Source organism: Nocardia seriolae NBRC 15557 (assembly GCF_007990715.1).
GTDB classification, from domain to species: Bacteria; Actinomycetota; Actinomycetes; order Mycobacteriales; family Mycobacteriaceae; genus Nocardia; species Nocardia seriolae.
The window spans coordinates 1-25,844 of the sequence record NZ_BJWY01000021.1; the positions used below are offsets into that span (position 1 = coordinate 1).

At 68.9% G+C, this 25,844-nt stretch carries 26 protein-coding genes; 9 read left to right on the forward strand and 17 right to left on the reverse strand.

The genetic code is table 11. The features are described from left to right. Positions 1–228: 30S ribosomal protein S2 (gene rpsB / locus NS2_RS09585; protein ID WP_147207135.1), on the reverse strand; the 228-nt coding region annotated here is incomplete at its 3' end. A gap of 394 nt (positions 229–622) precedes the next feature. Between rpsB and NS2_RS37320 the strand changes: the two genes are divergently transcribed. The 3 genes from NS2_RS37320 to NS2_RS09595 all read left to right on the forward strand — a co-directional run bounded on the left by NS2_RS37320 (position 623) and on the right by NS2_RS09595 (position 2,027). Further along, positions 623–748 (forward strand): hypothetical protein, encoded by a 126-nt coding sequence (locus tag NS2_RS37320; protein ID WP_259466207.1) that lies wholly within the window; start codon positions 623–625, stop codon positions 746–748. Positions 749–829: 81 nt separating this feature from the next. After that, on the forward strand, positions 830–1,351 hold the full coding sequence (locus tag NS2_RS09590; RefSeq protein WP_052086037.1) for a M23 family metallopeptidase: 522 nt from the start codon (positions 830–832) through the stop codon (positions 1,349–1,351). A 160-nt stretch (positions 1,352–1,511) separates the two neighbouring features. Further along, positions 1,512–2,027: a DUF1990 domain-containing protein gene (locus NS2_RS09595; protein ID WP_033086118.1), complete on the forward strand. Its 516-nt coding sequence runs from the start codon at positions 1,512–1,514 to the stop codon at positions 2,025–2,027. Positions 2,028–2,249: 222 nt separating this feature from the next. On the opposite strand, the gene NS2_RS09600 is transcribed toward NS2_RS09595, so the two are convergent. The 5 genes from NS2_RS09600 to NS2_RS09620 form a co-directional block, all read right to left on the reverse strand. Then, on the reverse strand, positions 2,250–2,612 hold the full coding sequence (locus NS2_RS09600) for a GatB/YqeY domain-containing protein (RefSeq protein WP_033086117.1): 363 nt from the start codon (positions 2,610–2,612) through the stop codon (positions 2,250–2,252). A 171-nt stretch (positions 2,613–2,783) separates the two neighbouring features. Further along, on the reverse strand, positions 2,784–3,545 hold the full coding sequence (locus NS2_RS09605) for a siderophore-interacting protein (RefSeq protein ID WP_033086116.1): 762 nt from the start codon (positions 3,543–3,545) through the stop codon (positions 2,784–2,786). An 85-nt stretch (positions 3,546–3,630) separates the two neighbouring features. Continuing rightward, the gene (locus NS2_RS09610) at positions 3,631–4,422 is read right to left on the reverse strand and encodes an N-formylglutamate amidohydrolase (RefSeq protein WP_033086115.1); all 792 of its coding nucleotides are present in this window, start codon (positions 4,420–4,422) and stop codon (positions 3,631–3,633) included. 19 nt (positions 4,423–4,441) lie between these two features. Further along, positions 4,442–5,365 (reverse strand): tyrosine recombinase XerC, encoded by a 924-nt coding sequence (locus NS2_RS09615; protein WP_052086036.1) that lies wholly within the window; start codon positions 5,363–5,365, stop codon positions 4,442–4,444. A 419-nt stretch (positions 5,366–5,784) separates the two neighbouring features. After that, positions 5,785–6,462, reverse strand: coding sequence for a FadR/GntR family transcriptional regulator (locus NS2_RS09620; protein ID WP_222594864.1), 678 nt, complete (start codon positions 6,460–6,462; stop codon positions 5,785–5,787). A 191-nt stretch (positions 6,463–6,653) separates the two neighbouring features. Between NS2_RS09620 and NS2_RS09625 the strand changes: the two genes are divergently transcribed. Genes NS2_RS09625 through NS2_RS09635 form a run of 3 tightly spaced genes read left to right on the forward strand, consistent with a single transcriptional unit; the run spans position 6,654 to position 10,621 of the window. Next, the gene (locus NS2_RS09625; protein ID WP_081985683.1) at positions 6,654–8,159 is read left to right on the forward strand and encodes an amino acid permease; all 1,506 of its coding nucleotides are present in this window, start codon (positions 6,654–6,656) and stop codon (positions 8,157–8,159) included. Next, the gene (locus tag NS2_RS09630) at positions 8,156–9,178 is read left to right on the forward strand and encodes an asparaginase domain-containing protein (protein WP_052086035.1); all 1,023 of its coding nucleotides are present in this window, start codon (positions 8,156–8,158) and stop codon (positions 9,176–9,178) included. The genes NS2_RS09625 and NS2_RS09630 overlap by 4 nt, the downstream gene beginning before the upstream one ends. 45 nt (positions 9,179–9,223) lie before the next feature. Next, positions 9,224–10,621, forward strand: a complete 1,398-nt coding sequence (locus NS2_RS09635) for an aspartate ammonia-lyase (protein ID WP_228102892.1) — start codon at positions 9,224–9,226, stop codon at positions 10,619–10,621. 35 nt (positions 10,622–10,656) lie between these two features. Here the strand turns inward: NS2_RS09635 and dprA are convergent, their stop codons facing one another. The 10 genes from dprA to NS2_RS09685 all read right to left on the reverse strand — a co-directional run bounded on the left by dprA (position 10,657) and on the right by NS2_RS09685 (position 20,743). Next, positions 10,657–11,877 carry a DNA-processing protein DprA gene (gene dprA, locus NS2_RS09640; RefSeq protein WP_052086034.1) on the reverse strand — a complete coding sequence of 407 codons (1,221 nt, stop codon included), beginning with the start codon at positions 11,875–11,877 and terminating at the stop codon, positions 10,657–10,659. Positions 11,878–12,218: 341 nt separating this feature from the next. Beyond that, positions 12,219–13,727 carry a YifB family Mg chelatase-like AAA ATPase gene (locus NS2_RS09645; protein ID WP_036551265.1) on the reverse strand — a complete coding sequence of 503 codons (1,509 nt, stop codon included), beginning with the start codon at positions 13,725–13,727 and terminating at the stop codon, positions 12,219–12,221. Between the two features lies 1 nt (position 13,728). Further along, complete coding sequence (locus NS2_RS09650; RefSeq protein ID WP_033086111.1) at positions 13,729–14,085, reverse strand: YraN family protein; 357 nt, start codon at positions 14,083–14,085, stop codon at positions 13,729–13,731. 85 nt (positions 14,086–14,170) lie between these two features. Further along, the gene (locus NS2_RS09655; RefSeq protein WP_019929973.1) at positions 14,171–14,476 is read right to left on the reverse strand and encodes a DUF2469 domain-containing protein; all 306 of its coding nucleotides are present in this window, start codon (positions 14,474–14,476) and stop codon (positions 14,171–14,173) included. Between the two features lie 43 nt (positions 14,477–14,519). Beyond that, a complete protein-coding gene (locus tag NS2_RS09660; RefSeq protein ID WP_071812325.1) occupies positions 14,520–15,257 on the reverse strand; it encodes a ribonuclease HII in 738 nt (245 codons plus the stop codon). A gap of 30 nt (positions 15,258–15,287) precedes the next feature. Continuing rightward, positions 15,288–16,106: a signal peptidase I gene (gene lepB / locus NS2_RS09665; RefSeq protein ID WP_373456058.1), complete on the reverse strand. Its 819-nt coding sequence runs from the start codon at positions 16,104–16,106 to the stop codon at positions 15,288–15,290. Positions 16,107–16,204: 98 nt separating this feature from the next. Further along, positions 16,205–16,546 (reverse strand): 50S ribosomal protein L19, encoded by a 342-nt coding sequence (gene rplS / locus NS2_RS09670; RefSeq protein WP_033086110.1) that lies wholly within the window; start codon positions 16,544–16,546, stop codon positions 16,205–16,207. A gap of 164 nt (positions 16,547–16,710) precedes the next feature. Further along, positions 16,711–17,775, reverse strand: a complete 1,065-nt coding sequence (locus tag NS2_RS09675) for a hypothetical protein (RefSeq protein WP_033086109.1) — start codon at positions 17,773–17,775, stop codon at positions 16,711–16,713. Positions 17,776–18,085: 310 nt separating this feature from the next. Further along, the gene (locus tag NS2_RS09680) at positions 18,086–19,777 is read right to left on the reverse strand and encodes an alpha-keto acid decarboxylase family protein (RefSeq protein ID WP_033086108.1); all 1,692 of its coding nucleotides are present in this window, start codon (positions 19,775–19,777) and stop codon (positions 18,086–18,088) included. 36 nt (positions 19,778–19,813) lie between these two features. Beyond that, positions 19,814–20,743 carry a hypothetical protein gene (locus NS2_RS09685; protein WP_052086052.1) on the reverse strand — a complete coding sequence of 310 codons (930 nt, stop codon included), beginning with the start codon at positions 20,741–20,743 and terminating at the stop codon, positions 19,814–19,816. Between the two features lie 164 nt (positions 20,744–20,907). On the opposite strand from NS2_RS09685, the gene NS2_RS09690 reads away from it, so the two are divergent. After that, the gene (locus NS2_RS09690; protein WP_033086107.1) at positions 20,908–21,117 is read left to right on the forward strand and encodes a TOBE domain-containing protein; all 210 of its coding nucleotides are present in this window, start codon (positions 20,908–20,910) and stop codon (positions 21,115–21,117) included. A 206-nt stretch (positions 21,118–21,323) separates the two neighbouring features. After that, positions 21,324–21,704: a bleomycin resistance protein gene (locus NS2_RS09695; protein WP_033086106.1), complete on the forward strand. Its 381-nt coding sequence runs from the start codon at positions 21,324–21,326 to the stop codon at positions 21,702–21,704. 231 nt (positions 21,705–21,935) lie between these two features. On the opposite strand, the gene NS2_RS09705 is transcribed toward NS2_RS09695, so the two are convergent. After that, positions 21,936–24,341 (reverse strand): Tex family protein, encoded by a 2,406-nt coding sequence (locus tag NS2_RS09705; RefSeq protein ID WP_052086033.1) that lies wholly within the window; start codon positions 24,339–24,341, stop codon positions 21,936–21,938. Positions 24,342–24,534: 193 nt separating this feature from the next. Between NS2_RS09705 and NS2_RS09710 the strand changes: the two genes are divergently transcribed. Next, positions 24,535–25,749, forward strand: coding sequence for an outer membrane protein assembly factor BamB family protein (locus NS2_RS09710; protein WP_033086105.1), 1,215 nt, complete (start codon positions 24,535–24,537; stop codon positions 25,747–25,749). Positions 25,750–25,844 lie beyond the last annotated feature (95 nt).

Below are 25,844 nucleotides of genomic sequence, written 5' to 3' on the forward strand. Positions count from 1 at the left end.
GGCGATCGACTCCTGGGCCTGCTTCTTGGTGCCGACGAAGAGGACGGTGCCGCCGTGGGCAACGGTCTCCTTGACGAACTCGTAGGCCTTGTCGATGTAGGTCAGCGTCTGCTGCAGGTCGATGATGTAGATGCCGTTGCGGTCGGTGAAGATGAACCGCTTCATCTTCGGGTTCCACCGGCGGGTCTGGTGACCGAAGTGCGCGCCGCTGTCGAGCAGCTGCTTCATCTTCGGGTTCCACCGGCGGGTCTGGTGACCGAAGTGCGCGCCGCTGTCGAGCAGCTGCTTCATTGTTACGACAGCCATGGCTCCGTAACTTCCTCTCGTTGCTGGTTGACACAGGAATCGGCGATCCCTGCCCTGGCGCCCACGGCCACCGGAACCCTCCGAGAAATTCAGGGGGACCAGCCGGCGACACTCACAGTGGGCGCGCGAAGTCGGTTCGCGTTCACGCAAACCGCTGGACCAGTTTACGCAGCCGGGGCGTCAGACTGAAATCGCCCCCTGGGGGTGGGTGATAACCGGGTGACCACGCGCAGGTCAGGGACCTATCGTGGGCTGATGCCGCGGACCGCACGGCTGACGCTGACGCCTCTGCGCGCGAGCGATCGGATTCTGGGCGGTGCGTGAAATCGGCCCCGACGGCCCGGTCATCGGCACCGCGGGCCTACGGCGACTCGACGGTGGACCCGAACTGGCGGTCGTGTCCAGCCTCGACCCCGGGCATCACGCGATTGTGTGGCATTGACGCTGTTCACAATCGGTCGTGTTATCCACACTCGCCGAAAGCGCTATCGCGCGGGCACATTCGAGCGCGCAGGCTTACGGCATGACCACGTCGATCGGACGCCCCGCCGCACTGTCGGTCTGTGTGCACGCCGTGCTGTGCACCGTCGTGTCGGCCGCGCCGGGAACGGCGGCGCCGATCGGCGACTTCGATTGGCCGCTATCGCCCCGGCCGGCCGTGGCGCGCCCCTTCGACAACCCGGAGTTCGACTGGCTGCCCGACCATCGCGGCGTCGATCTGGCCGGCGATGCGGGGCAATCCGTGCTCGCCGCCGGTGACGGCACGGTCGTCTTCACCGGGTCCGTCGCAGGCAAGCCGGTCATCTCACTGGATCACCCCGGCGGCCTGCGCACCACCTACGAGCCGGTTGCCGCCTCGGTCCCGGTGGGCCGCAGGGTAATTCGCGGTTCCCCCATCGGCACCGTGGAACCGGGCCACCGCCCCTGCTCGCCCTGCCTGCACTGGGGCGTCCGCCGCGACCGCGAATACCTCGATCCGCTCGGCCTGATCCGCCACACACCCATCCGACTGAAGCCCCTGGCCCCGGAGTCCCCTCATGCCTGAATTCCAGATCCAACCCCTGATATCTGAAGCCCACCCACACCTGGTGCCCAATGCTCCCCGCCCCCTGGTACCCGATGGTCGATCACCCCGGGTAGGCGATGCTCGAACGCGAGACCACGCTCACGTCGCGACGCCTGCCACGCCCGGCGAGGATGGAGCCATGCCGGAGCAGCCCGCCACCGTTCCCTTCACCTACGCCGACGTCGGCGGCACCGCGGGCGACTTCCCGCCCGGTTACGACCATTTCCGGCTGCGCCTCCGAATCGGTTCCGGGAGAGCGCTGTTCGAGCAAGCTGCCGAGCACATCCGCACCTACGGCATCCAACGCGACACCGGCATCTTTCTGCACGCCACCACCCCCACCCTCGAACCCGGCACGGAACTCACCGTCCGCCTGCACCTGGGCCCATTCGGCGTGAACGCCCCCTGCCGAGTCGTCTACGTCCTCGACGACCCCGACCGACGCGGTTTCGCCTACGGCACCCTGTCGGGCCACCCGGAAATCGGCGAAGAACTATTCGCAGTGGAATACGACCCCACCGATGATTCCGTCTACGGCGTCATCGCCGCCTTCTCCCGCCCAGGCGCCTGGTACACCCGCCTCGGCGCCCCGATCGTCCGCCTGATCCAACGCTGGTTCGCCCACCGCTACATAGACACCCTCCGCCCGCGCTGACCCCACCCGCCGACATCGGACTCCGCCTGGCGAAATGTGTTCCGCGAAGCCGAGATACGCGCGGAACCGATATCACCGCCCCGAAGTCCGGCGGCGGATGACGTCCCGCACGCCCGCGCGGAATTCAGCGAGCACGGTCGACTCGGAGGTCGCCTGCGCGCGCAATTCGCTGAAACGACCGCCCCATCGTCGGTGCGCTGCGGCGGGGTGGATCGCGGGCGATCAGGACTCGAAGTGGATGGCCAGTACTGCGGCTTCGGCGCGGAGGGATTCGGCGCGGTCGGCTCCGCCGGACAGGGCATCGTATTCCTCTGCGGCGCGGCGGCGTTCGTCGATTTCGGTACGGACGATGGCTTCGATGTCGGCCTCGGTGAGTGCATGGCGGGCACGTTCGGCAGCACCCGGGCCGACGGCGCTGGTCTCGATGGCACCGGCACGAACGTCGGTGCCATCGACGGCTTCGGCGTTGTCGATGGCGCCCAGGGCCGAGCGCAGGGCCGCGATGGCGGGGCGGTCGCGTTGCTTCATGGCTGCGGGGAGGGCGGCGCGCAGACGGTCACGGAGGGGCGCGGGGTCGGTGGTCATGATCGGGACGGTACGGCGGCAAACCGCTGGCGTCGATCATTTTTCGCAGCCGATCACCGCCAGACACATCGCCGCGCCTCGTGCTGCCGCTCATGACCCGCGACGGGTCCGTGCGGCGCACCTACGAGTGGCGCGTCGACCGGTCCGAGCGGGTCAGCTGAAGTGGGTGGCCTAAACCACTGCGGGAGCGGCCTTCTCGCGCTCGGCGAGCTCGGACTTCCAGCGGCGGAAGCCCTCCTCGGTGCGGCCGCGCCGCCAGTAGCCGGAGATGGAGGCCCACTCGGCGGGGACGCCGCGTTCCTTGCGGACGTAGGGGCGCAGGTCGTGCATGACGGCCTGCGCCTCGCCGTGGATGAAGACGTGCGCCCGGCCGTCGCGCCAGGGCGCGGACCGGACGGCGGCGGCCAGCCGCTGCCCCGGTTCGGCCGCGCCGCGGTGAATCCAGGTGAGCTCCACGCCTTCCGGGTGAACGAAGGCGAGTTCGTCGGCGGGACCCGTGACCTCCACGAACACCCCGCCCACGGCATCGGCGGGCAGGGCGGCGCAGGCTGCGGCAATGGCCGGGAGCGCGGATTCGTCGCCGGCCAGCAGGTGCCAGTCGGCGTCGGCGCGCGGCGCGTACGCGCCACCGGGGCCCATCAGCTCGATGGTGTCGCCGGGTTCGGCCGCTGCGGCCCACGGACCGGCCACGCCCTCGTCGCCGTGATGGACGAAATCGATGGCGAACTCCTGCGCCGCCGGGTCCACTTCGCGCACGGTGTAGGTGCGCATGGTCTCGCCGTCCACGCCCGGGAACACGAGCTTGACGTAGGCGTCGGTGAAGTCGTTGGGCCGGAAGGACTCGAAACCCGGACCGCCGAGCCGAACCCGGATGAGGTGGTCGGACAGCCGGATCGTGTTCTGGACCACCAGTTTCGTGCGTGTGCGTGCCAAGGGACTACCTCCAATATTAGGCTTACCTAAGCGACGCTAGCACGAACTCCGATAGATCGTCGATACAAATTCAATATGCCATTGATCATGAAATTCCGGCAATGAGAGAAGCCAGCGCCGCGGCCAGGCGATCCATTCCCGGACCGGGCGGCCCACCGGGCTCGGTCATGTAGGTATCGCGGCGGATCTCCACCATCAGCGCGGCGACCCGCGGCTCGCTGTCGTAGAAGTCCAGTGGCACGTAGGTTCCCGCGAACGGGCTGTTGACCCCGACGCCACCGAACTCGACGAAGGCTCCCGCGGCGCGGGTGAGCAGTTCGGGGGGTGTGTGAAAGGCGTCCGCGCCCAGGCAGATCGGTGGGCGGGGGCCATCGCCGTGCAGTTCGTAGGGCAGGGGCCGGGTCGGGTAGGAGTGCACGTCGATGATCACGACGCGGCCGACCGCGGCGAGCCGGTCGGCGACCAGCGCCGCCATGGCCCGCGCGTAGGGGTGGAAGTAGTGGTCCAGCAAGGGATTCGGATCGAAGTCCGGGGCGCGTAAGGGCTTCCGATCCGTGGTGGCGGTGTACACCGCGCCCATGCCGACCGCGCACATCTCCTCCCGCTCGTCCGGGAAGCGCTCGGGATCGACGACCAGCCGCGACAGGCGGTTCAGGAACCGCCACGGACGCATCGGCGCGAGATCCGCCGCCAGTTCGGCCAGCCGGGCGGTGTGGGCGTCGGTGATGGCGTCGAGTTCACCGTCGAGAGCCCGGGCGTCGAGCAGCAGGTCCGCCCGTACGGCGTCCGGAATCGTGCGCGCGGAGTGCGGGACGTGCAGCACCACCGGCGAGTCGGCGGCGCCCGGTAGTAGTTCGACCGACTCGGGAATGAACATGAGCTTCAGACCTTCGGATTCAGGCGCGCGGATGGGCTTGGTCGTGCACCTTCTTGAGCCGGTCGATGGACACGTGCGTGTAGAGCTGAGTGGTCGCCATGCTCGCGTGGCCCAGGATCTCCTGCACCACCCGCAGATCCGCCCCGCCCTCGAGCAGGTGGGTGGCGGCGGTGTGCCGGAATCCGTGCGGCCCCATGTCCGGTGCCCCGGGAATCGCGGAAACCACCTCGTGCACAACCGTTCTGGCCTGCCGCTGATCGATCCGCCGCCCCCGCCGCCCCAGCAACAACGCCCGCTCCGACTCCGGCGTGGCCAGCGCCGACCGCCCGAATCGCAACCACGCATCGAGGGCCTGCTCGGCGGGTCCCCCGAACGGCACCGCCCGCTCCTTGTTCCCCTTGCCCAGCACCCGCACCAGCCGCCGCTCCCGATCCACATCCTCGATGTCGAGCCCGCACAGCTCGCTCACCCGAATCCCCGTGGCATACAACATCTCCACGATCAACCGATCCCGCAGCGCCATCGGATCCCGCTGCGCCGCCCCGGATTCCGCCGCCTCCATGGCCGCCCGCGCCTGCGCCTTCCCCAGCACCGACGGCAACACCCGGTGCGCCCGCGCCGATCCCAGCCGCGGCCCGGGATCCACCGTCAGTCGCCCGGTGTGCGTCAGCCACGCGGTGAAGGTGCGCGCCGACGACGCCCGTCGAGCCATCGTGGTCCGCGCCGCTCCCCCGGCCGCCTGCGCCGCCAGCCACGACCGCAGCAGCGCCAGATCCACTTCCCCCACACCGGAATCCACGGCCCGGTTCAGCAGATGCTCCAACAACGCGCGCGCATCGCCCACATAGGCCCGCACCGTGTGCGCCGATCTGTTCCGCCCCAACCGCAAATGCCGCCCGTACTCGGCCAGCAATGCCTCCAAATCCTCGGGCAGCTCACTCATTCCCCCACGCTGTCCCGAATTCCACCGGATGGCAAGCGCCCTCGCCGACGCCGACGGCGGTCCGGCCCCGACACCGGCGACGGTCCAGCCCCGAAACCGCAGCAGCCCAGCTCCGATTTCAGCAGCAGTCCAACCCCCGATCCCGGCGCGGTCCAGCCCTGAATCAGCAGCGGTCCAGCCGCAAGATCGGCGGTCCTGCCCTGAACCAGCAGCCGCCCGGCCACAATGCCGGCGGTCCAGCTCTGAATCAGGGGCCCGGCCGCGATACCGGCGGTCCAGCCCTGAGCCAGGGGCCCGGCCGCGATACCGGCGGTCCAGCCCTGAGCCAGGGGCCCGGCCGCGATACCGGCAGTGGTCCGGCCTCGAATCCGCGGCGGTCCAGGTTTCGATCGCGGCGGCGGTCCGGCGGGGCCGCGGTGTCAGCCGTCGATGCGGGCGAGGGTTTCGGCGACTCGTTCCAGATGCTCGGTCATGGCCTGGCGTGCCGCTTCGGGCGAGCGGGCCTGGATGGCGCGCACGATCGCCTCGTGTTCGCGGTCGGAGTCGGCGCGGCGGTCCTGGGTCAGGTTGAGGAATTCCGACTGCACGTCGAGGGCGCGACGGGTGTCGGCGACCATCGAGGTCAGCATCTTGTTCCCGCTCGCCGCCGCGATGGCGGTGTGCAGTTCGCCGTCGTGGCGGACCCATTCGCGGGCGTCGGTGGTGGCGGCCAGCTTGTCCAGCAGGGTGAACAGCTCTTGCAGCTGCTCGGGCGTGCGGCGCTCGGCGGCGAAACCGGCGGCCGGAATCTCCACCAGGCGGCGGGCCTCGATCAGGTCCCCGGCCTCGATGCCGGCGAAGGTCAGGCGCGCGTTCTCCTTGGCGGAAATGACGCAAGTGCCTCGGCCGGTGTGTGTTTCGGTGAGGCCGAGAATGGCGCAGGCGTGCAGGGCCTCACGCACCACCGGGCGGCTCACCCCGAATTCCTTGGCCAGGGCGATCTCACCGGGCATGCGGTCACCGACCGCGTACTCACCGCTGGCGATCAGGCTCTTGAGTCGACGAAAGACCGCCTCGGTAGCGCCGATGCGCTGTACCCGTCCTTCTTCGACCGTCACGCGACCAGTATGGGCGACGCCGTTCGAGCCGCGCAAAACGCTCACGCGGGCGGTGCGCGGGGTGACCCGGCAGGCCATTGACACCGGGTGTGACGCCAATTACGGTTCACCTGTCTTACAGCCTGACAGCCTTACTGCCTGAGCGCTTCCCCCGCTCGCGGAGGCTGGATCCGGCCCGAGGAAGGTTTCCCATGCAGCTCGACCAGCCGCCGTCCGCGGCGCACACAATCACCCCGGCGGGTCCGTCCGAGCCCTCGGGGCCGTCGGATCCGTCCGAGCGGATCGACGCCGGTGATCTCGGCTATCAGAAGCAGCTGCGCAAGCGGCACATGCGGATGATCGCCATCGGCGGATCCATCGGCACCGGCCTGTTCCTGGGCGCCAGCGGCCGGATGGCGCTGGCCGGCCCGTCGCTGGCCATCGTCTACATCGTCTGCGGCGTCTTCACCTTCATGGTGGTGCGGGCGCTCGGCGAGCTGGTCATGTACCGGCCCTCGTCCGGGGCGTTCGTCTCCTACGCCCGCGAGTTCCTCGGCGAGTGCGGCGCCTACTCGGTGGGATGGCTGTATTTCCTGAACTGGTCCACGACCCTGGTGGCCGACATCACCGCGGTCGCGCTCTACGCGCACTACTGGTCGTTCTTCGTGCCGGTGCCGCAGTGGGTGCTCGCGCTGGTCGCCCTGGCCGTGGTGGTCGGGCTGAATGTGGTGTCGGTCAAGCTGTTCGGTGAGCTGGAGTTCTGGTTCGCGCTCGTCAAGGTCGGCACCATCGTCGTGTTCATGCTGGTGGCCATCGGGTTCATCGTCTCCGGCACCGGTATCGACGGGCACACCCCGGGCCTGTCCACCATCACCGACAACGGCGGCATCTTCCCGCGCGGGCTGGCCCCGATGCTGACCATCGCCCTGGGCGTGGTGTTCGCCTTCGGCGGCACCGAGATGATCGGCGTGGCCGCGGGCGAATCCGACAATCCGCGGGCCGTGGTGCCCAAGGCGGTCAACTCCATCATGTGGCGGATCGTGCTGTTCTACGCCGGGTCGGTGGTGCTGTTCACGCTGCTGCTGCCGTGGACCTCCTACTCCGCCGGGGAGAGCCCGTTCGTCACGGTCATGGGCAAGATCGGCGTTCCGCACGCCGGTGACGTCATGAACCTGGTGGTGCTGACCGCCGCCATGTCCAGCCTCAACGCGGGCCTGTACGCGACCGGCCGCACACTGCGATCGATGGCGGTGGCCGGGACCGCGCCGCGGTTCGCCGCACGCATGAACCGCCGGGGTGTGCCCTACGGCGGCATCCTGATCACCAGCGCGGTCGGCATCGTGGGCGTGGTGCTGAATCTGGTGGTGCCCGAGAAGGCCTTCGAGATCGTGCTGAACCTGGCCGGACTGGGCATTGTCGGCACCTGGGCGTCGATCATGATCTGCCACTGGGTCTTCGTGCGCCGCGCCGAGCGGGGCGAGTACACGCGACCGGAGTTCCGGCTGCCCAACGCGCCGGTGCTCAATGTCCTCACCCTCGGCTTCCTGGCCGCGGTCGTGGTGCTGATGTTCTTCGACGCCGAGATCGGGCGCATCACCCTGGTGGTGTTCCTCGGCGTGGTCGCGGCCATGGTGGCGGGCTGGTACCGGGTGCGCGGGCGACTGAATTCCGACGTGCTCGCACCGGCCGCTGCCCCGGAGGGGCGGTCCGCGCTATGACCAACGCCGCGTCCAGCACGGTGGCACAGGAGATTTCGACGCTGCGGGTCGAAATCCTCTACACCGGAGGCACCTTCGGCATGATCGACCGCGGGGACGGCCTGCGCCCGCGAGCCGGGATCGGCGGCGAGGTCGCCGAGCTGATCGACACCTACTCCGATCTGTTCGGGATTCCGGTCGAGTTCCGCTACACCGAACTCGACCCGGTCATCGACAGCGCCGACGCCGATTCCGGCACCGCCGCCCGGATCGCCCGGCGGGCGCGCGCCGGGCTCGACGCCACCGCACCCGACGGCGTCGTCGTCATCCACGGCACCGACACCATGGCCTATACGGGCGCGCGCCTCGCGTTCGAACTGCACGACCTCCCGATGCCGGTGGTGCTGACCGGCGCGCAGATCCCGCTGGGCCTGCCGGCCAGCGATGCCGGGGACAATCTGATGCTGGCGCTGAATTCGATTGCCACCCAACCAGCTCCGGGCGTCTTCATCGCCTTCGGATCGGCGCTGCATCCGGCGGTGCGGGCCAGCAAACGCAGCTGCGACGGATACGACGGGTTCACCACCGTGCGCCCGCTCACCCCGCCGCCGGTGCCGACCGTTCCCCCGGTCGCGGCGCGCACGGCCGAAACCTGCCCTCCGGTCGGCCTTTTCACCGTTTTTCCCGGCATGGACACCGATCTGCTCGATGCCGCGCTGCGCATCTACCACGGCGGTGTGGTGCTCGAATGCTACGGAGCGGGGACCATGCCGATGTCCGAGGCCGCGGTCGCGGCGATCGGCCGGGCGAGCGAACGCGGCACGCCCGTCGTGGCGATCACCCACTGCGACAACGGAACCGTGGACCTCGGCCGATACGGGCCGGGTCGCGCGCTGCTCGCCGCGGGCGCCATCGGGGGCGGCGACCTGACGCGGGAGGCCGCACTGGCCAAACTCGCTCATCTCGCCGGCCTCGGGCTCGCCGCGGCCGAGGTGCGCCGGTGGATGACCACCAATCTGCTCGGCGAACTCGACAACTGAAACCCCCTTCCCTGCCAGCCACAAGCCGATCGCATGGAGACGACAATGACCGAGACCCGAACCGAACACGATTCGCTGGGCGCGCTCGAGGTGCCCCGGGACGCCTACTGGGGCGTTCACACCGCCCGCGCACTGGACAACTTCGCCATCTCCGGGGAGCGCATCGGCCACTACCCGGCGCTGATCGCGGCCGTGGCCGCGGTCAAACAGGCCGCCTGCCGGGCCAATCGCGAACTCGGCCTGCTCGACGACCGCCGCGCCGACGCCATCGAGGCGGCCTGCGCCGAAATCCGTGGCGGCGCACTGCACGACCAGTTCCCCATCGATCCCATCCAGGGCGGCGCGGGCACCTCGACCAATATGAACGCCAACGAGGTAATCGCCAATCGGGCGCTGGAGCTGCTCGGTCACGAGCTCGGTGCCTACGCCGAACTCGATCCGCTCGATCACGTCAACCTCGGCCAGTCCACCAATGACGTCTACCCCACCGCCGTGAAACTCGCTGTCATCGGGCACATTCGGCAGCTCGTCGCGGCCCTGGAGCGGCTCGCGGGCGAATTCGAGCGCAAGTCGGGCGAATTCGCCGACGTCCTCAAGATGGGCCGCACCCAGCTGCAGGACGCCGTGCCCATGACCCTCGGGCAGGAGTTCGCCACCTTCGCGATCATGCTGCGCGAGGACTGCGCGCGGCTGGCCGAGGGCACCGCGCTGCTGCGCGAGGTCAATCTCGGCGGCACCGCCATCGGCACCGGCATAAACGGGCATCCGCTGTATCCGGCGCTGGCCTGTGCGCGGCTGAGCGAGCTCACCGGCGAGCAGGTCGTTCCGGCCGAGAACCTCATCGAGGCGACCCAGGACTGCGGCGCCTTCGTCCAGGTCTCGGGCATCCTCAAGCGGGTGGCGGTGAAGCTGTCCAAGACCTGTAATGATCTGCGCCTCATGGCTTCCGGCCCGGTCACCGGGCTGCGGGAGATCACGCTGCCGCCGGTGCAGGCGGGTTCGTCGATCATGCCGGGCAAGGTCAACCCGGTCATTCCCGAGACCGTCAATCAGATCGCCTTCGAGGCCATCGGCGCGGACCTGACCGTGACCATGGCCGCCGAGGGCGGGCAGTTCCAGCTCAACGCCTTCGAGCCGATCATCGCCTACAGCCTGCTGCGCACCACCGCGCACCTCACCGCCGCCGCCGACACCCTGGCCACCCGCTGCGTCAACGGCATCACCGCCCACCGCGAGCATCTCGAAGCGGGCGTGCACCGCTCCATCGGCATCGTCACCGCGCTGACCCCCCACATCGGCTACGCCGCCAGCGCCCGAATCGCCAAGCACGCCTTGCAAACCGGGCAGCCGGTCGCCGAAGTCGCCACCGAACTGGGCCTGCTCTCCCCCGAAACGGTGACCGAACTGCTCGCCCCGCACCGGTTGGCGGGCCTGCCCGACTGACCGGCCGTCCCGCGGGCGCGGGTCGCCGATGCCGTTCATGAGCGATGCCGTTCATGAGCGGCGACGGTGGTGGTGGCCGAGGTCGCCGATGAATTCGTCTGATACCAGCCATTGCCGTCGCAGGCGACCAAGCCCGCTATCTCCAACGCCGACAGGGCGGCACGGACCGTGGGCAGCGACAGGCCGGTGTCGGCGGCCACGCCCCGGGGCAGCCGGGAGCCGGTGCCCGGCAGGGCGGCGAGGACCAGCGCCTCGTCGCCCGCGAGGTTGTCCTCCGGATTGGGCGGAACCACACCGGGAAGCGAAAGCCGCAGTGGCCCGGCCTCATCGAGGATGTCTTCGGCGCGGGTGACGATGAACGCCTCACCCTCGCGAATCATCCGATGACAGCCGACCGAGGCGGCGGAGGTGATCGGTCCGGGCACCGCCATGGCCGGACGCCCCAGCCGACGACACCACTTCACGGTATTGCGGGCCCCGCTCCGAATCCCGGCCTCCACCACCACGACTCCGTCGGCGAGTGCGGCGATCAAACGATTGCGGGCCAGGAAGTAGTGCTTACGAGCAGAGGTACCAGGCGGGTATTCGGTGACCACCAGACCCGTTTCGGCGATCTCCGCCAGAAGTTGGTCGTGCTGAACGGGATACGGCCGATCCGGCCCGCAAGCCAGCACCGCGATCGTCATCCCGCCAACGGCGAGCGCCGCCCGATGCGCCATCCCATCGATCCCGAACGCCGCCCCCGACACCACGGTCCACCCCCGCGCCGCCAACTCCCCCGCGATCTCCCCGGTCGCATGATTCCCATACCCGGTACTGCACCTGGCCCCCACCACTGCCACCGCGCGCTCCGTGCTCTCCGACAACGACCGTGGCCCGCGCACCCACAACACCAACGGCATCCCCGCATCCTCATCCACCCCCGGATCCAACTGCCCCAACCCGAGCAACCGCCAGGCAGGCCACTCCGCATCATCCGGCGTCACCACCCGCCCCCCGAGCCGCCCGATAAGCGCCAAATCCTCCTCCGCCCGCCAAATCCCCCGCCGCAACTCGGTAGGCCCCCGCAACACCTCCGGCAACGCACACTCCCGCACCGCCCGAGCCGCCTCCACCACCCCCACCGACTCGATCAACGCCGACAACGGCGCACACGGCCCCTCCACCACCCGCGACAAATACACCCAGGCCAACCGCCGCTCATCGGCATCGCCGCCCCCACCCGAACCTCCCGACGGCGAGGCCACGCCGTGCATCGTGCCCGTCCATCCGGAACCACGCCCGTATTCGGGATGGCCACCGAGTCCGCGCTCGGGAGCCGGATCGGTGACACGCCCGGCATCAACGCCCCGCCCGCACACCGAATCGGGGCCGGTTTCTCCTACGACACCGGAACCGGTCGCCTCAGCCGATCCCCGAGCCTCGGCATCCGCTGCTGCCGAAGCGGATCCGCCGCCCTCGACCGGCCGCGTCGGCTCACCGTTGTTCGTCGTCTCGTTCATGTCCCACCCCTGTGTCGAAAGCTCGATGCCTGTACGAAGTCCTGCGCAGCCGAGATATCCCGGGCTGCCGCGTTCGGTGTTGTCCGCCCGCTCGCTCATGCCCCACTTCGCTGCCGGAAACTCAAGGCCTGTAGGACGTCCTGACCGTTCGGGGTTTCACCGCCGCGCAGATCGCAGATCGTCCAGGCCACTCGGATCGCACGGTCCGCACCGCGGGCGGACATGCGGCCGTGGCGCAGCGCATTTTCGACCGGTGCCAGCGTCTCGTGCGGCAGCCGGAACCGCTGGCGGAGAACATGTCCGGGCACCTCGGCATTGGTGGACATCCCGAGCTCGGCCCAGCGTTTGGCGGCGACGTCGCGCGCGGCGGTCACCCGGGCGCGGACCGCCTCGCTGCTCTCGACCTCGTCGCCGGTGAAGGCCCCGGCCGATTGGGCGTGCATCTGGACCGCGAGGTCGATGCGATCCATCAGCGGGCCCGAGAGCTTGCCGAGATAGCGGCGACGAGCCAAAGGCGCACAGATGCAATCGATATCGCGGGCAGGTGCGCAAGGACACGGATTCGCGGCCAGCACCAGCTGGAACCGTGCGGGGAAGCGGGACACCCCGTCGCGGCGAGCAATACGAACCTCGCCTTCCTCCAAGGGAGTTCGCAGCGCCTCCAGCACCTTTGTGCCGATCTCCGCGCACTCGTCGAGGAACAGGACGCCACGATGCGCACAGCTGACCGCTCCCGGCCGCGCGGTGCCCGAGCCGCCGCCGATCATTGCCGTCACCGAGGACGAATGATGCGGGGCGACGAAGGGCGGCGCGGTGATCAGCGGAGCATCGTCGGACAGCGTGCCCGCCACCGAGTGGATCGCGGTCACTTCCAGGGAATCCCGCTCCCGCAGGGGCGGCAGCAATCCCGGGAGGCGTTGGGCCAGCATGGTTTTGCCGATGCCGGGTGGGCCGGTGAGGAGGAGGTGGTGGCCGCCGGCGGCGGCGACCTCGAGGGCCCAGCGGGCCTCGTCTTGGCCCACCACCTCGCGGAGGTCGCCGATCGAGACCGCGGGTGGGGGCTGGATGGGTTCGGGTGGGGTGAGTTCGCCGCCGCCGCGGAACCAGTCGAGCAGTTCGATGAGGGTGGAGGCGCCGAGGATGCGGATGCCGTCCACCAGGCCCGCCTCGGGGAGGGCCGCGGTGGGGACGATGACCGTGCGGCGGCCCGCGGTGCGGGCGGCCAGGACCGCGGGGAGGATCCCTCGGACCCGGCGGACGCGGCCGTCGAGGGCCAGTTCGCCGAGCAGGACGGCTTCGGAGAGGCGGTTGGACGGGATGGCACCCGCGGCATCGAGGACCGCGCCCGCCAGCGCGAGGTCGTAGACGGAACCCACCTTGGGCAGCGTGGCCGGGGACAGGGCGAGGATTACACGGCCGTCGGGCCACATCTCGCCGGAGTTGGTGACGGCCGCGCGGACGCGGTCACGGGATTCCTGGAGGGTGGTGTCGGGGCGGCCGACGAGGTGGACGGAGGGGAGGCCCTGGCCGATGTCGGCTTCGATTTCTACCAGTTGGCCTTCCACGCCGTTGACCGCGACGGAATACGCTCTGCCGAGGGGCATTTCAGAACACCGCCTTCAGCAGGCGGATCTCCGGGGTGCGGCCGAGGCGGAGCAGGACCGCGACGACGTCGAAGCGGACGCGCTGCCAGGGGCCCGGCTGCTCGCGCAGCCAGTGCTGGGCGACGGCGCGGATGCGCTGCTGTTTGAGAAAGGTGACGGCTTCCTCGGGCGGCCCGCAGGTCAGGCCGCGCCGGGTCTTGACCTCCACGAAGACCGTGACCTCACCGTCGCGGGCGATGATGTCCAGCTCCCCCGACCGGCACCGCCAATTGCGGGTGATGATCTCCATTCCGGCGTCGGCCAGAAAGCTCGCCGCCAGTTCCTCCCCGTGCGCTCCCAGCGCCAGATGCTCTGCCATTCAGCCAGCATGGCCGGGCCCGAAACGGACCCGGCCATGCCGACCTGGGAAAACAGTGAAGCTGTGGATAACCGCGGCCTGTGGATTACTCCGGCAGCCGCAGGTCGGTCTTCTCCAGCTCTTCGATATTCACGTCCTTGAAGGTGATGACGCGAACGTGCTTCACGAAGCGTGCGGGCCGGTACATGTCCCATACCCATGCATCCGACATCCGCACCTCGAAATACACCTCGCCATCGGCGTTCTGCGGCCGCAGTTCGACGGAATTGGCGAGGTAGAAGCGACGCTCGGTCTCCACCACGTACGAGAATTGGCCGACGATGTCCTTGTACTCGCGGTACAGGGATAGCTCCATCTCGGTTTCGTACTTCTCGAGGTCCTCGGCGCTCATCGGGTGGAACGTCCTCCTTGTCGCCCAACTGGGTGTAGAGACATCATCCCGCATACGCCGTATCGGTAGCCACTCGGCCGGTCTCCCGGACGTTTCGCCACGACCGACGGTGCTCGGGGGTGATGCCGAGGCGGGTCAGCGCCTCATTGTGCTCGGGGGTGTTGTAGCCCTTGTGGGCGGCGAACCCGTACCCGGGATACTGCCGGTCCATCTCGACCATCATGCGATCGCGGGTCACCTTGGCCAGCACGCTGGCCGCCGCGATGCAGGCCGCGGAGGCATCGCCGCCGATCACGGGCAGTGACGGCACCGGAATGCCGGGCACCCGGAAGCCGTCGGTCAGCACGTAACCGGGCACCGGATCCAGCCCGGCCACGGCCCGGCGCATGCCCTCGATATTGGCGACGTGAATGCCGATGGCGTCGATCTCCCAGGCCGGGATCACCACCACCTCCCACGCCAGGGCCAGCCGTTCGATGATCGGGAACAGCTGCTCGCGGGCGTTCGCGGTGAGCTTCTTGGAGTCGTCGAGACCGGCCAGCGAGGTGTAGGCCTTGGGCGGTAGCAAACACGAGGCCACCACCAGCGGCCCGGCCGCGCAGCCGCGCCCGGCCTCGTCCACGCCAGCGACCGGACCGAGTCCGCTGCGGATCAGCGCGGACTCGAGCGTGCGCAGACCACCGGCGGACCGCATGACCACGCGCGGCGGCCAGTCGCCGCGCTCGATGCGCTGAATCTTCTTGCCGCCGCGCGCCTTCGGGCTCGCGGCGCCGCTCGCCATCTTCCCCACCGGTCGATTATCCCGCGATTCTCAGTTCGTCTGGGGGTCCTGCGCGCGGACCGGACCGATCCGGCTGGGCGGCCAGATCTTGAACACGGCCTTGCCGCGCACATCCTTGACCGGCACGGTGCCCTGCAGCTCATCGGTCATGTGGTAGCGGGAGTCGGCCGATTCGGCGCGGTTGTCGCCCATCACCCACAGGTTCCCGTCCGGGACCTTGACCTCGGGGAAGGCACGGCCGGTGGCGCCGAAGGGGTTGTCGGGGTGCGCCGGGTCGAAGGGGTTGTTGTACTTCACGTACGGCTCGTCGAGGGACTTCCACTCCGAGCCGGGCGCGCTGTCCTTGACCATGATCCGGCCCTGCGCGTCACAGCATTTCACCGATTGCCCGCCGACCGCGATGACCCGCTTGACGAGGTCGTTCTCGTCCGGCGGCACCAGGCCGAAGAAGGACAGGAAGTTCTGCATCCCGCGCACCACGGTATTGGACGAGCGGATCGACTTGTAGCGGTTGTTCCACGAACTGGTCGGTCCGACGAACACCACCACGTCGCCCGGCTTCGGATCGCCGAAGTAGTAGCTCAGCTTCTCCACGTAGATGCGGTCACCGGTGCAACCCGCACAGCCGTGCAGGGTGGGTTCCATGGACTGCGAGGGGATCACGTAGGGCCGGCCGATGAAGGTGACCAGCAGCGCCACGATGAGCGCCGCGAAACCGACCAGGATGGGCAGCTCCTGCCAGAACGGGCGCTGCTTCTTCTTCGGCTTCGGCTGCGGGGTCTCGGGCGTGTCCGCCCCGTTCTCATCGCCCGACCCAGACATCGTCACCGACTCGCTCTCGTCTGCCACCGGAACAGAGTAGCCCGGCACCGCGAAGAACCATGCGGTGCCGGGCTACTCGGCGCTGTCGAGTCGACTGGCGGCTCGGGCGGAGGTGTTTCGCTACCTCAGCGCTTTTCCTTGATCTTGGCGGCCTTGCCGCGCAGATCGCGCAGGTAGTACAGCTTGGCGCGACGCACGTCACCGCGGGTCACGACCTCGATCTTGTCGAGGTTGGGGCTGTGCACCGGGAAGGTGCGCTCCACGCCGACACCGAACGAGACCTTGCGCACGGTGAAGGTCTCGCGGATGCCACCGTTCTGGCGGCGGATCACGACGCCCTTGAAGACCTGGATGCGCTCCTTGTTGCCTTCGATAACCTTCACGTGCACGTTGACCGTGTCACCCGGGCGGAAGTCCGGGATGTCGCTGCGCAGCGAGCTTGCGTCGACGAAGTCGAGGGTGTTCATTTCCGTCCTTATTGGAGTTCGCGCGAACAGAGGAACCTGGCGGCTACCCCGAAGGATGCTCTACCGGTTCGTGCTCCGGATAATTTGGGCGGTGCCCGGGCACAACAACGCCCAAGGCAACCTGAGCATTGTGCCAGACGGTTGGGCCCGGCCGTGAATCGGGGTCACGCCTCCGCCCCGATGAGGCCGAGCTCGACGAACACCTTGTAATCGGCGATCCCGTACTTCTCGAGCAGGGTACGGGCGACCTGCGCGCACAATTCACCCGCGTCGCTGTTGTGCGCGTAACGGCCCTCGACCCGGCACAGTTTGGGGTCGCCGTTCAGGATGAGCGTGAGTTGCTGCCCCATTTCGAGTTTCATGAGCGTGTCGGCCAGCGCGTCGTCCCAGATCGAAGACAGGTACACCTTGTCGGCATACTCGGCGCAGGCCAATCGGCGGGTGGACCCCACCCCGTTGGTGCGCACCTGCGGGTACAGGTAGTCCAGGAACGATGTGCTCTTGGACCACACCCGCTCGAAGTACTCCGTGGTCATCCGCCCGTACGGACTGCTGGTCGAGAAGTCGAGGTGCTTGCTCTCGTCGGAGATGCGATCGGGCATGAAGAAGGCGATCATGGCGTCGTCGTCGACTCCGCAATAGGCGATACCCGGCGAGGTGTCGTAGAGCCGGACCTCCATGCTGCGGGCGTGCGGCAGCTCCGAGTCCTGGTGAATCCCGTTGAGCAGGGCCAGATTGTGCTTGAGCTCCTGGGCGATGGACAGCCCGTGCTCCTGCACCTCACGGCTGCGTTGCAGCGCAGGCGCGGAACGCGGATCGATGAGCAGGATCTCCACCTTGACGCCCCGCCCGATGGCCGCGCGCAGTTCCGCGATGCAGTCCAGGCGGTAGTCCCGCACCCGGGACTCGTCGGTGTCCTCCGGGTCCAGGACGCCGCTGGCGGTGTCCATGATGCGAATCTTGGCCCGGGCGTGGCGCAGTCGCTCGAGGTATACCTCGTAGGGGAAGTCGGTGAAGTCGTCCGGGATGCCTTCGCGGCGCAGCAATCCGCCCTCGATGCGTTTGCCGAAGGCGATGAGCACCGGCGAGAGCACCGACGCCAGGACGACCGAGCCGATCAGGTCGGCGGCCAGATTGACGGCCAGATCGCTGCCCGCGAATGGGCGTGATGTCAGCAGCAGCACCCCCGCGACCAGCCCGACCACCAGGATCGTGACGAGCGGCAGCATAAGCGGCAGCATTCGACCGGCCCGACGGCGATTCGGATCGCGTGCGGGCGTGTGCCGCTCATGGGATTCGGGGACATCCATGGCAACCGCCTTCCCTGCCGCGCCACCCCCGGCCACGACTGGTTACCTCGATGATAACGCGGTTCAGCGGGTGGATTTCGGCGCCGGAGACGAGGCTGTACGAGTCCTGCTCGCTGCGTGATTCGGTGAGATGGGTTGCAGCACAGCTCAACCCCCGGGTGACGGAAGGGAAGTTCGCCGAGGGACGCGGCCGCTCGGGCGGATCATGCTGCCCGGCAAGCCGTTCCGGTCAGATTCGACCGTTTCCGGTGTTGGCGCGAGTGAGGGCGGAGGCTATGTCCGAGACGAGGGGCGGGTAGTCGGTGGGGCCCGTGACGACTTGCAGGAAGACCAGTCGGTCCTGCTCGTCGGCGGCGGCCCGGAGGCAGTCGCGCAGTTCGCCGACCGTGGTCGCACGCAGGGTCAGCACCGATTCCGCATCGCCGCCGAAGGCGTTCGGGAGGTCGGCCCAGCGCCAGGGGGCGATGTCGTTGTAGGGGGCGTCGGGGCCGTGGATGGCGCGTTCGATGGCGTAGCCGTTGTTGTCGACCAGGATGATCACGCCGGTCAGTTGTTCACGGATCCAGGTGCCGAGTTCCTGGATGGAGAGCTGGGCCGCGCCGTCGCCGATGACGAGGACCGCGCGGCGGTCGGGGCAGGCGATGCCCGCACCCAGGGCCGCGGGCAGGGCGTAACCGATGGAGCCCCACAGCGGCTGGCCCAGGAAGGTGATGCCGGTGGGCATGCGCAGGGTGGCCAGGCCGAAGAAGGCCGAGCCCTGGTCGGCCACGACGATGTTGTTGTTGCCCAGGGCCTCGGCCACCAGCGGCCAGAGGGCGGCCTGGGTGAGGCGGTCGCCTGGTGCGGGCGAGGCGGTGAAGGCGGCGACGGGGTGAGCGGGCACGGCTGCGGGAGGGGCGAATTCGGGGACGAGGTCGGTGAGGATGGCCAGGGCGGCCGACAGGGACAGCGGGGCGTAGGCGTCCACTCCGCCGATGACGGTGCGTTCGGGGCCGATGTCGATGGTGCGGCGCGGGTCGATGCGCTGACTGAAGCCCGCGGTGATGCTGTCGGTGTATTGGACGCCGACGGTCACCAGCCGGTCGGCGTCCTCGACGGCGGCGCGGACTTCCGGGGGTGAGGCCGCGCCGGTGTAGATGCCGAGGAAGTTCGGGGCGGATTCGTCGACCACGGTCTTACCCCAGGCCAGGGTGGCGTGCGGGAGGCCGGGCGGTTGCGCCGCGGACGGGCCGACCAGGGTGCGCAACCGGTCGGTCGCCCCGACGCGGTCGACGAAGACGTCGGCGAGCACGGTTACCCGGTGCCCGCCCAGGAATTCGCGGGCGGCCCGCGCGAATGCCGCTCGCGCGCCCGCGCTGGAGAAGTCGGCGGGCGGGGCCAGCGGTGTCGCGGGCGGGGTCACCTCGACGCGGGCGGTATCGGTGGCCAGCATCAGATACCCCGGCCGCCGGTGCACCCGGACCGAATTCAGTACCCGGTCGATCTCCTGGCAGGCGTCGGCCGCCCCGAGATCGGCCTGGGCACAGGTGACTTCGGCGGCGATGCGGCGGAAGTGGTGGAAGTCGCCGTCGCCGAGGGTGTGGTGGATGACGCGGTGGTGGGCCTGGATGTCCTTGGCCGGGACGCCCACGATGTGCACGACCGGCACATGCTCGGCATAGCTGCCCGCGATGGCGTTGACCGCGCTCAGCTCGCCCACGCCGTAGGTGGTGAGGACCGCGCCGATGCCGCGCAGGCGGGCGTAGCCGTCGGCGGCGTAGCCGGCATTGAGCTCGTTGGCGCTGCCGATCCAGCGAATATCGGGGTGCGCGATGACGTGGTCGAGGAACTGGAGGTTGAAATCGCCCGGGACACCGAAGATCTCGGTGACGCCGAGCTGTTGCAGCCGATCGAGCAGGTAGTCGCCGACAACGTAGCCCATCGTTCGAGCCTGGCACGCCGAATGGCCGTCGGCAACCTATTGGCTATCTACCGGTTCGGCGGGTCGTTCCGCGGTCGCGGGATCCGGCGCGCGTTCGGCGGGCTTGCGGCCGGTGATCAAGTGCAGGTGGGTCGAGGGAGGTGCGGGCGGGGCCGGGACCACGGTGCGGGCCAGCTCCTCCTCGGCGGCGGCCAGCACGTGGGCGGCATCGGGTTTGCCCGCCAGCAGGTCCTGCACGAAGATCTTGGCGCGGATCACCGGGCGGCGGTAGCGGCGTTCGCGAATCATGGCGCGGCGCATGAGCCCCGAACCGTCGCCGTAGCGCCACCGGGCCCAGGGCGCGCCCGGGCGGCTCAACCGCAGCGCGCCGATGACCAGCAGCGGCGGGAAGAACATGCCGAACAGGCCGGTCCAGATCTTGCCCTTGGCAATGACGATCGCCGCCAGCAGCAGGTTCACCAGGGCGAAGGTGACGGTGAACAACCGCTCGGGCACATTCGGATCGGACCGGAAGTCACGGACGTTGCCGATGTCGAGCAGCCACAGCGGATGAAAACCGAGCAGCAGCAGCCCCGTTACCGCGAGCGCCACGAATACCGCGTCCACCGAGGTGCGCCCCTGCTCCTCCCAGTACACGTCGCGCAGGTAGTAGATGAGCGCGAACTCGTCGAGCACCAGGGCGGCGCCGACCCCGAAGACCGCCGCCAGCGCGCTGATCACGCCGACGGTGCTCTGGTAGAGCGCGATCAGTCCCATCCCCGAGCCCAGCACCAGGACCACGCCGAACACCATGTGGTGGATGTGCACGTCGCCGGCCCGCACATTGCCCGGCCACCAGCGCACCTGTTTGCGGATGAGCCGCACGCTGATTCGAATCAGCAGGAATCCCACGATGAATCCGAGCAGCAGGCATGCCAGTGGCAAGCGGCCGTGCGCCACCACGACATCTTCCCACCACCGATGCACATGCATGCCCGTGTCGTCTCCTGCGATTTCCAGCGTGAACACCAACCCCAGCCACGCTACCCGCGCCGCGGACCGCCAGGCAGGGACCACAATCTCCGACCACGTGACACAGCAACCGTTCAGCCACCGCCGCGGCGCACCCGCCCGGCAGTAGGCTCCGCACCATGAAGCTCAGCACACGAAACCAGCTCGAAGGAACCGTCACCAAGGTCACCCGCGGCGAGGCCATGGCCGTGGTGCGCATCCGCCTCACCGGCGGTGACGAGATCACCTCCTCCATCACCCGCGACGCCGCCGACGACCTCGCTCTCGCCGACGGCAAACCGGTGACGGTCCTCATCAAGTCCACCGAGGTCTCCCTCGGCGTCGAATAGCCCGCCCGGCACGCCGAAGGCGGTCCCCGACTCGGATCGCCTTCGGCGTCATGGCCATTCGGGGTTCCCCACAGCGCGCGCCACCGCTGCGGACGTTCGATCGTCCACACCCCGACGCCGCTGCGTCCACGGCTGTCGGTCGGCTGTCGGTGCCGACCGCTACCGTCGGGAGGCAGACCCCAGATGGCCGACCCTTCGGAGGTGCGATGTCCGACGAGATCGTGTTCGAACGCGTCGCACCGGTCATCCCGGTCCGCGACCTCGACGCCGCTCTGGCCCGCTACCGCCGCCTCGGCTTCACCGCCCACGCCTACGAGGGCGCCGCCCGTTACGGCTTCGCCGACCGCGGCGGTGTCTCCCTACACCTCACCGAATGGTCCGACCACAACCCGAAACGCACCGCCTCGGCCGTCTACCTCTACGTCTCCGACGCCGACGCCCTCTACGCCGAATGGCTGGCCGCCGCCCTCCCCGGCCGCTTCGTCCCACCGGTCGACACCGACTACGGCCTACGCGAATTCGCCTACGTCGACCCTGATGGCACCCTCCACCGGGTCGGCTCCCCGCTGCCCGGCCGACCGTCGTGACGCCGGTAGCGCCCCGGCGAGTTGCGCGCCGCCCTCGGCTCGGCGGGCCTGCGGGTGCTGGACCGCCTCGAAACCCGGCCCCGACATCCCCGCGCGCACAAGGGGAATGATCCGCTGCACGCCGCACGCTCCGGCGAGATCACCTCACTGCGGCGGCTCGCTCCGCACCGACCGGGCCTGAAAACGGGTGCAGGCCCTGGGGTTTCCGGGGCCTGCTCGTCGGTCTCGGGGTTACTTGCCGAAACCGGCGCGGCGGAGCGCGTCGGCCATGGAGCCGCTCGGGGCGGGCTGGTTGCGGTTGCCGCCGCCCTGACGCTGGCCGCCCTGACGCTGACCGCCCTGGCCGCCCTGGCGGTTGCCGCCGTCGCGGTTGCCGCCGCGCTGGCCGCCGCCCTGGTTGCTGCGGGGGCCGCGGTCGCCGCGGTCCGGCTTGGGCTTGCCGGGTTCGTCGTCGAGGCGCAGGGACAGGCCGATGCGCTGGCGTTGGACGTCCACCTCGAGGACCTTGACCTTGACGACGTCGCCGGACTTCACGACCTCGCGGGGGTCCTTGACGAAGTTGTGGGACAGGGCCGAGACGTGGACCAGGCCGTCCTGGTGGACGCCGATGTCGACGAAGGCGCCGAAGGCGGCGACATTCGTGACGACGCCCTCGAGGACCATGCCGGGCTTCAGGTCGGCGACCTTCTCGATGCCCGCGGCGAATTCGGCGGTCTTGAATTCCGGGCGGGGGTCGCGGCCGGGCTTCTCGAGCTCGGCGATGATGTCGGTGACGGTGGGGACACCGAACTGCTCATCGGTGAAGTCCGCCGGGCGCAGGGCGCGCAGGGTGGAGGTGTTGCCGATGATCTCCTTGATGCCCTTGCCGCTGGCGTCGAGGATGCGCCGGACCACCGGGTAGGCCTCGGGGTGCACGCCGGAGGTGTCCAGCGGGTCGTCGCCCTCGCGGATGCGCAGGAAGCCCGCGCACTGCTCGAAGGCCTTGGGGCCCAGGCGCGGAACGTCCTTGAGTCCGGCGCGGCTGCGGAACGGACCGTTGGCATCGCGGTGCGCGACAATGCTTTCCGCGATCGAGTTGGAGATGCCCGACACCCGCGACAGCAGCGGGACCGAGGCGATGTTCACGTCGACGCCGACGGCGTTCACCGCGTCCTCGACGACCGCGCCGAGCGAGCGGGCCAGCAGGGTTTCGGAGATGTCGTGCTGGTACTGGCCGACGCCGATGGACTTGGGGTCGATCTTCACCAGCTCGGCCAGGGGGTCCTGGAGGCGGCGGGCGATGGAGACCGCGCCGCGCAGCGACACGTCCATGTCGGGCAGTTCAGCGGAGGCGTAGGCCGAGGCCGAGTACACCGACGCGCCCGCCTCGGAGACCACGATCTTGGTGGGCTTGTTCTCGGGGATGCGCGAGATCAGTTCGGCGGCAAGGGCGTCGGTCTCGCGCGAGGCGGTGCCGTTGCCGATGGCGATGAGCTCGACATTGAAGCGGGCGACCAGTGCGCCCAGCACGGCCAGGGACTTCTCGGTCTGGCCCTGCGGCTTGTGCGGGTAGATGACCTCGGTGGCGACGACCTTGCCGGTGGCGTCCACGACCGCGACCTTCACGCCGGTGCGGTAGCCCGGGTCCAGACCCATGGTGGAGCGGGTACCGGCGGGCGCGGCCAGCAGCAGGTCGCGCAGGTTGGCGGCGAAGACGTCGACGGCGTCGCGTTCGGCGGACTGCCGCAACCGCATTCGGGTGTCGATGCCCAGGCTTACCTGGAGCTTGGTGCGCCAGGCCCAGCGCACGGTGTCCAGCAGCCAGGAGTCGGCGGCGCGGCCCTGCTCGGCGATGCCGAACTTGATGGCGATGCGGCCCTCGTAGATCGAGCGCTGGCCGTCCTCGAGCTCTTCGGTGTCGGGTTCGAGGTGCAGGTTGAGCACCTCTTCCTTCTCGCCGCGCAGCAGCGCCAGAATGCGGTGCGAGGGCAGCTTGCTGAACGGCTCGGAGAATTCGAAGTAGTCGGCGAACTTCGCGCCCGCCTCTTCCTTGCCCGCGCGCACGCTCGAGCTGATCTGCCCGCGCTCCCACATGAGCTCGCGCAGTTCACCGACCAGGTCGGCGTCCTCGGCGAAACGCTCCACCAGAATCGCCCGCGCACCGTCGAGCTGTTCGGCGTTGTACTGCGCGGGATCGGTGGTCGGGTCGTTGATGAGGGCGTCGGCCACCGGCTCGTGCCCGGCCTCGCGCGCGATCTGCGCCTTGGTACGCCGCTTGGGCTTGAACGGCAGGTAGATGTCTTCCAGGCGGGCCTTGGTCTCGGCGAGCATCAGCTGCGCGTGCAGGGCCTCGTCCAATTTGCCCTGGCCACGAATGGATTCGATGATCGAGCCCCGGCGCTCGTCGAGTTCGCGCAGGTAGGTCAGGCGCTCGTCGAGGGTGCGTAGCTGCGCGTCGTCGAGCCCGCCGGTCACCTCCTTGCGGTATCGCGCGATGAACGGCACGGTCGACCCGGCGTCCAGCAGCTCGACTGCGGAGCGCACCTGCTCCTCGCGCACCCCCAGCTCGTCGGCGATACGCCGCCCGACGCTGGCGAGGCGAACGGTGCTCTCGGCACCTGTGGATGCTGCGCTGACGGTTTCGGAGGCTGTCGTCACGCCCGCAGACACTACCGGCGTCGCCTGACAGCCGGCGCACACCCCACTCACTGTCCCGCCTCTCCGTGACTTCGGCGCCCAGCTGAGAGCCGTTGCCAGCATGCATGCGTACCTGCGTCGAGTGCCGAAACAACTCTGGTCGTACCCGGTGAGTTACCCCAATCCTCGCGCAATCAGTTGTTACGTTGCGAATATGAAACCCACGATCGCGGCTCGCGCCGCTCTCACGGCCGCCGTGCTGGCAGGGGCGGTGAGTTGCGGTTCGGACGACGCCACGACGAATCCCGGCAAACCGTCCATCCCCGATCTCGATCTGGCCGCGGTGAAAACGTTGGCCCTGGACGCGAACGAGTCCTACGGCGTCATGGCCAACGGGTTGTACACCGTGGTGAACGGTGATGTCTTCGGCGTGGATAGTCGTTCCGGACAGAAGCTTTGGTGGATTCAGTCGCCCACCACGCCGGTGGACAAGGACAAGATCCAGGTGCTGGATTCCGGGCGTGTCCTGCTGGTCGGGTGGAAGGACAGCCCGCGGCTGACCGCCTACGACTCGGGAACGGGGCTCCAGATGTGGCACACCCCGGCCGAGCAGTGGTTCGAGGCCGATGATTCCAGCGGACAGTTCGTGCACAACGATCCGCGCACGGGTGAGCGGCGTTGGAGCGTCGATCCGGGCACGGTCGGCTGCTCGACACCCTTGTCGAAAGACCCTCCGGCGCTGTTCGATACGGATGGGGCCACCCTGACCGAGCCGACCGGCGTCCTCGACCCCGAGCGGCCCGGAGTCGATGTGTTCCGCTGCGCGGCACCGAACGGCCACTACGTCGTCGGCGGACTCGATCGCACGACCGGAGCGACCGCCTGGCATCGCGAGGTGCCTGAGAAGGGCAGTTTCCTGCGCGGGCCCGGCCACATCGGCACGATCAAGACCGGCGGTACCGTCGAGACCATCGACATGGCGGACGGGAAATCGCTGGGCAGCCGTAAACCGTCCTCGGACAAGGAACTTCACATTCCCTATGCCGACGGGTCCGCGCTCACATTGGACAGTTACGTCATCGCCGACGACAAGGAGATGCGCCTCCAGGAGCCGGACGGCAAGACCCGATGGACCGTGCCGCTGGACACGAAGGAGGAGATGCAGCCACTCATGGTGAGCAGTGGCAATGCCGTCTTCACGCTGATGCGGCAGCGCGCGGACTCCGACTACAAGGCTTGGTTGATCGCCTACGACACCGAGAACGGCCATCGCACCGTCGTGGTCGGCCCGGGCCCGACGGCCGCGGGTGAAAAGCCCACTCTCACCATGAATTTGAATGCCGTGGGTACCCAGGTCCGTTCCGCACCATGGGGCCTGCTCGTCGCGGGTCCCGACCACGGTTACGCGGCCATCCCGGTCACACGCTGACCCGCATCGGACGAGACCAGCCGAATCCCTTCGGGTGCCAAAACAGCTCTGGACGGTTACCCCGATATTCACGAAATTCTCACGAAATCAGTTGT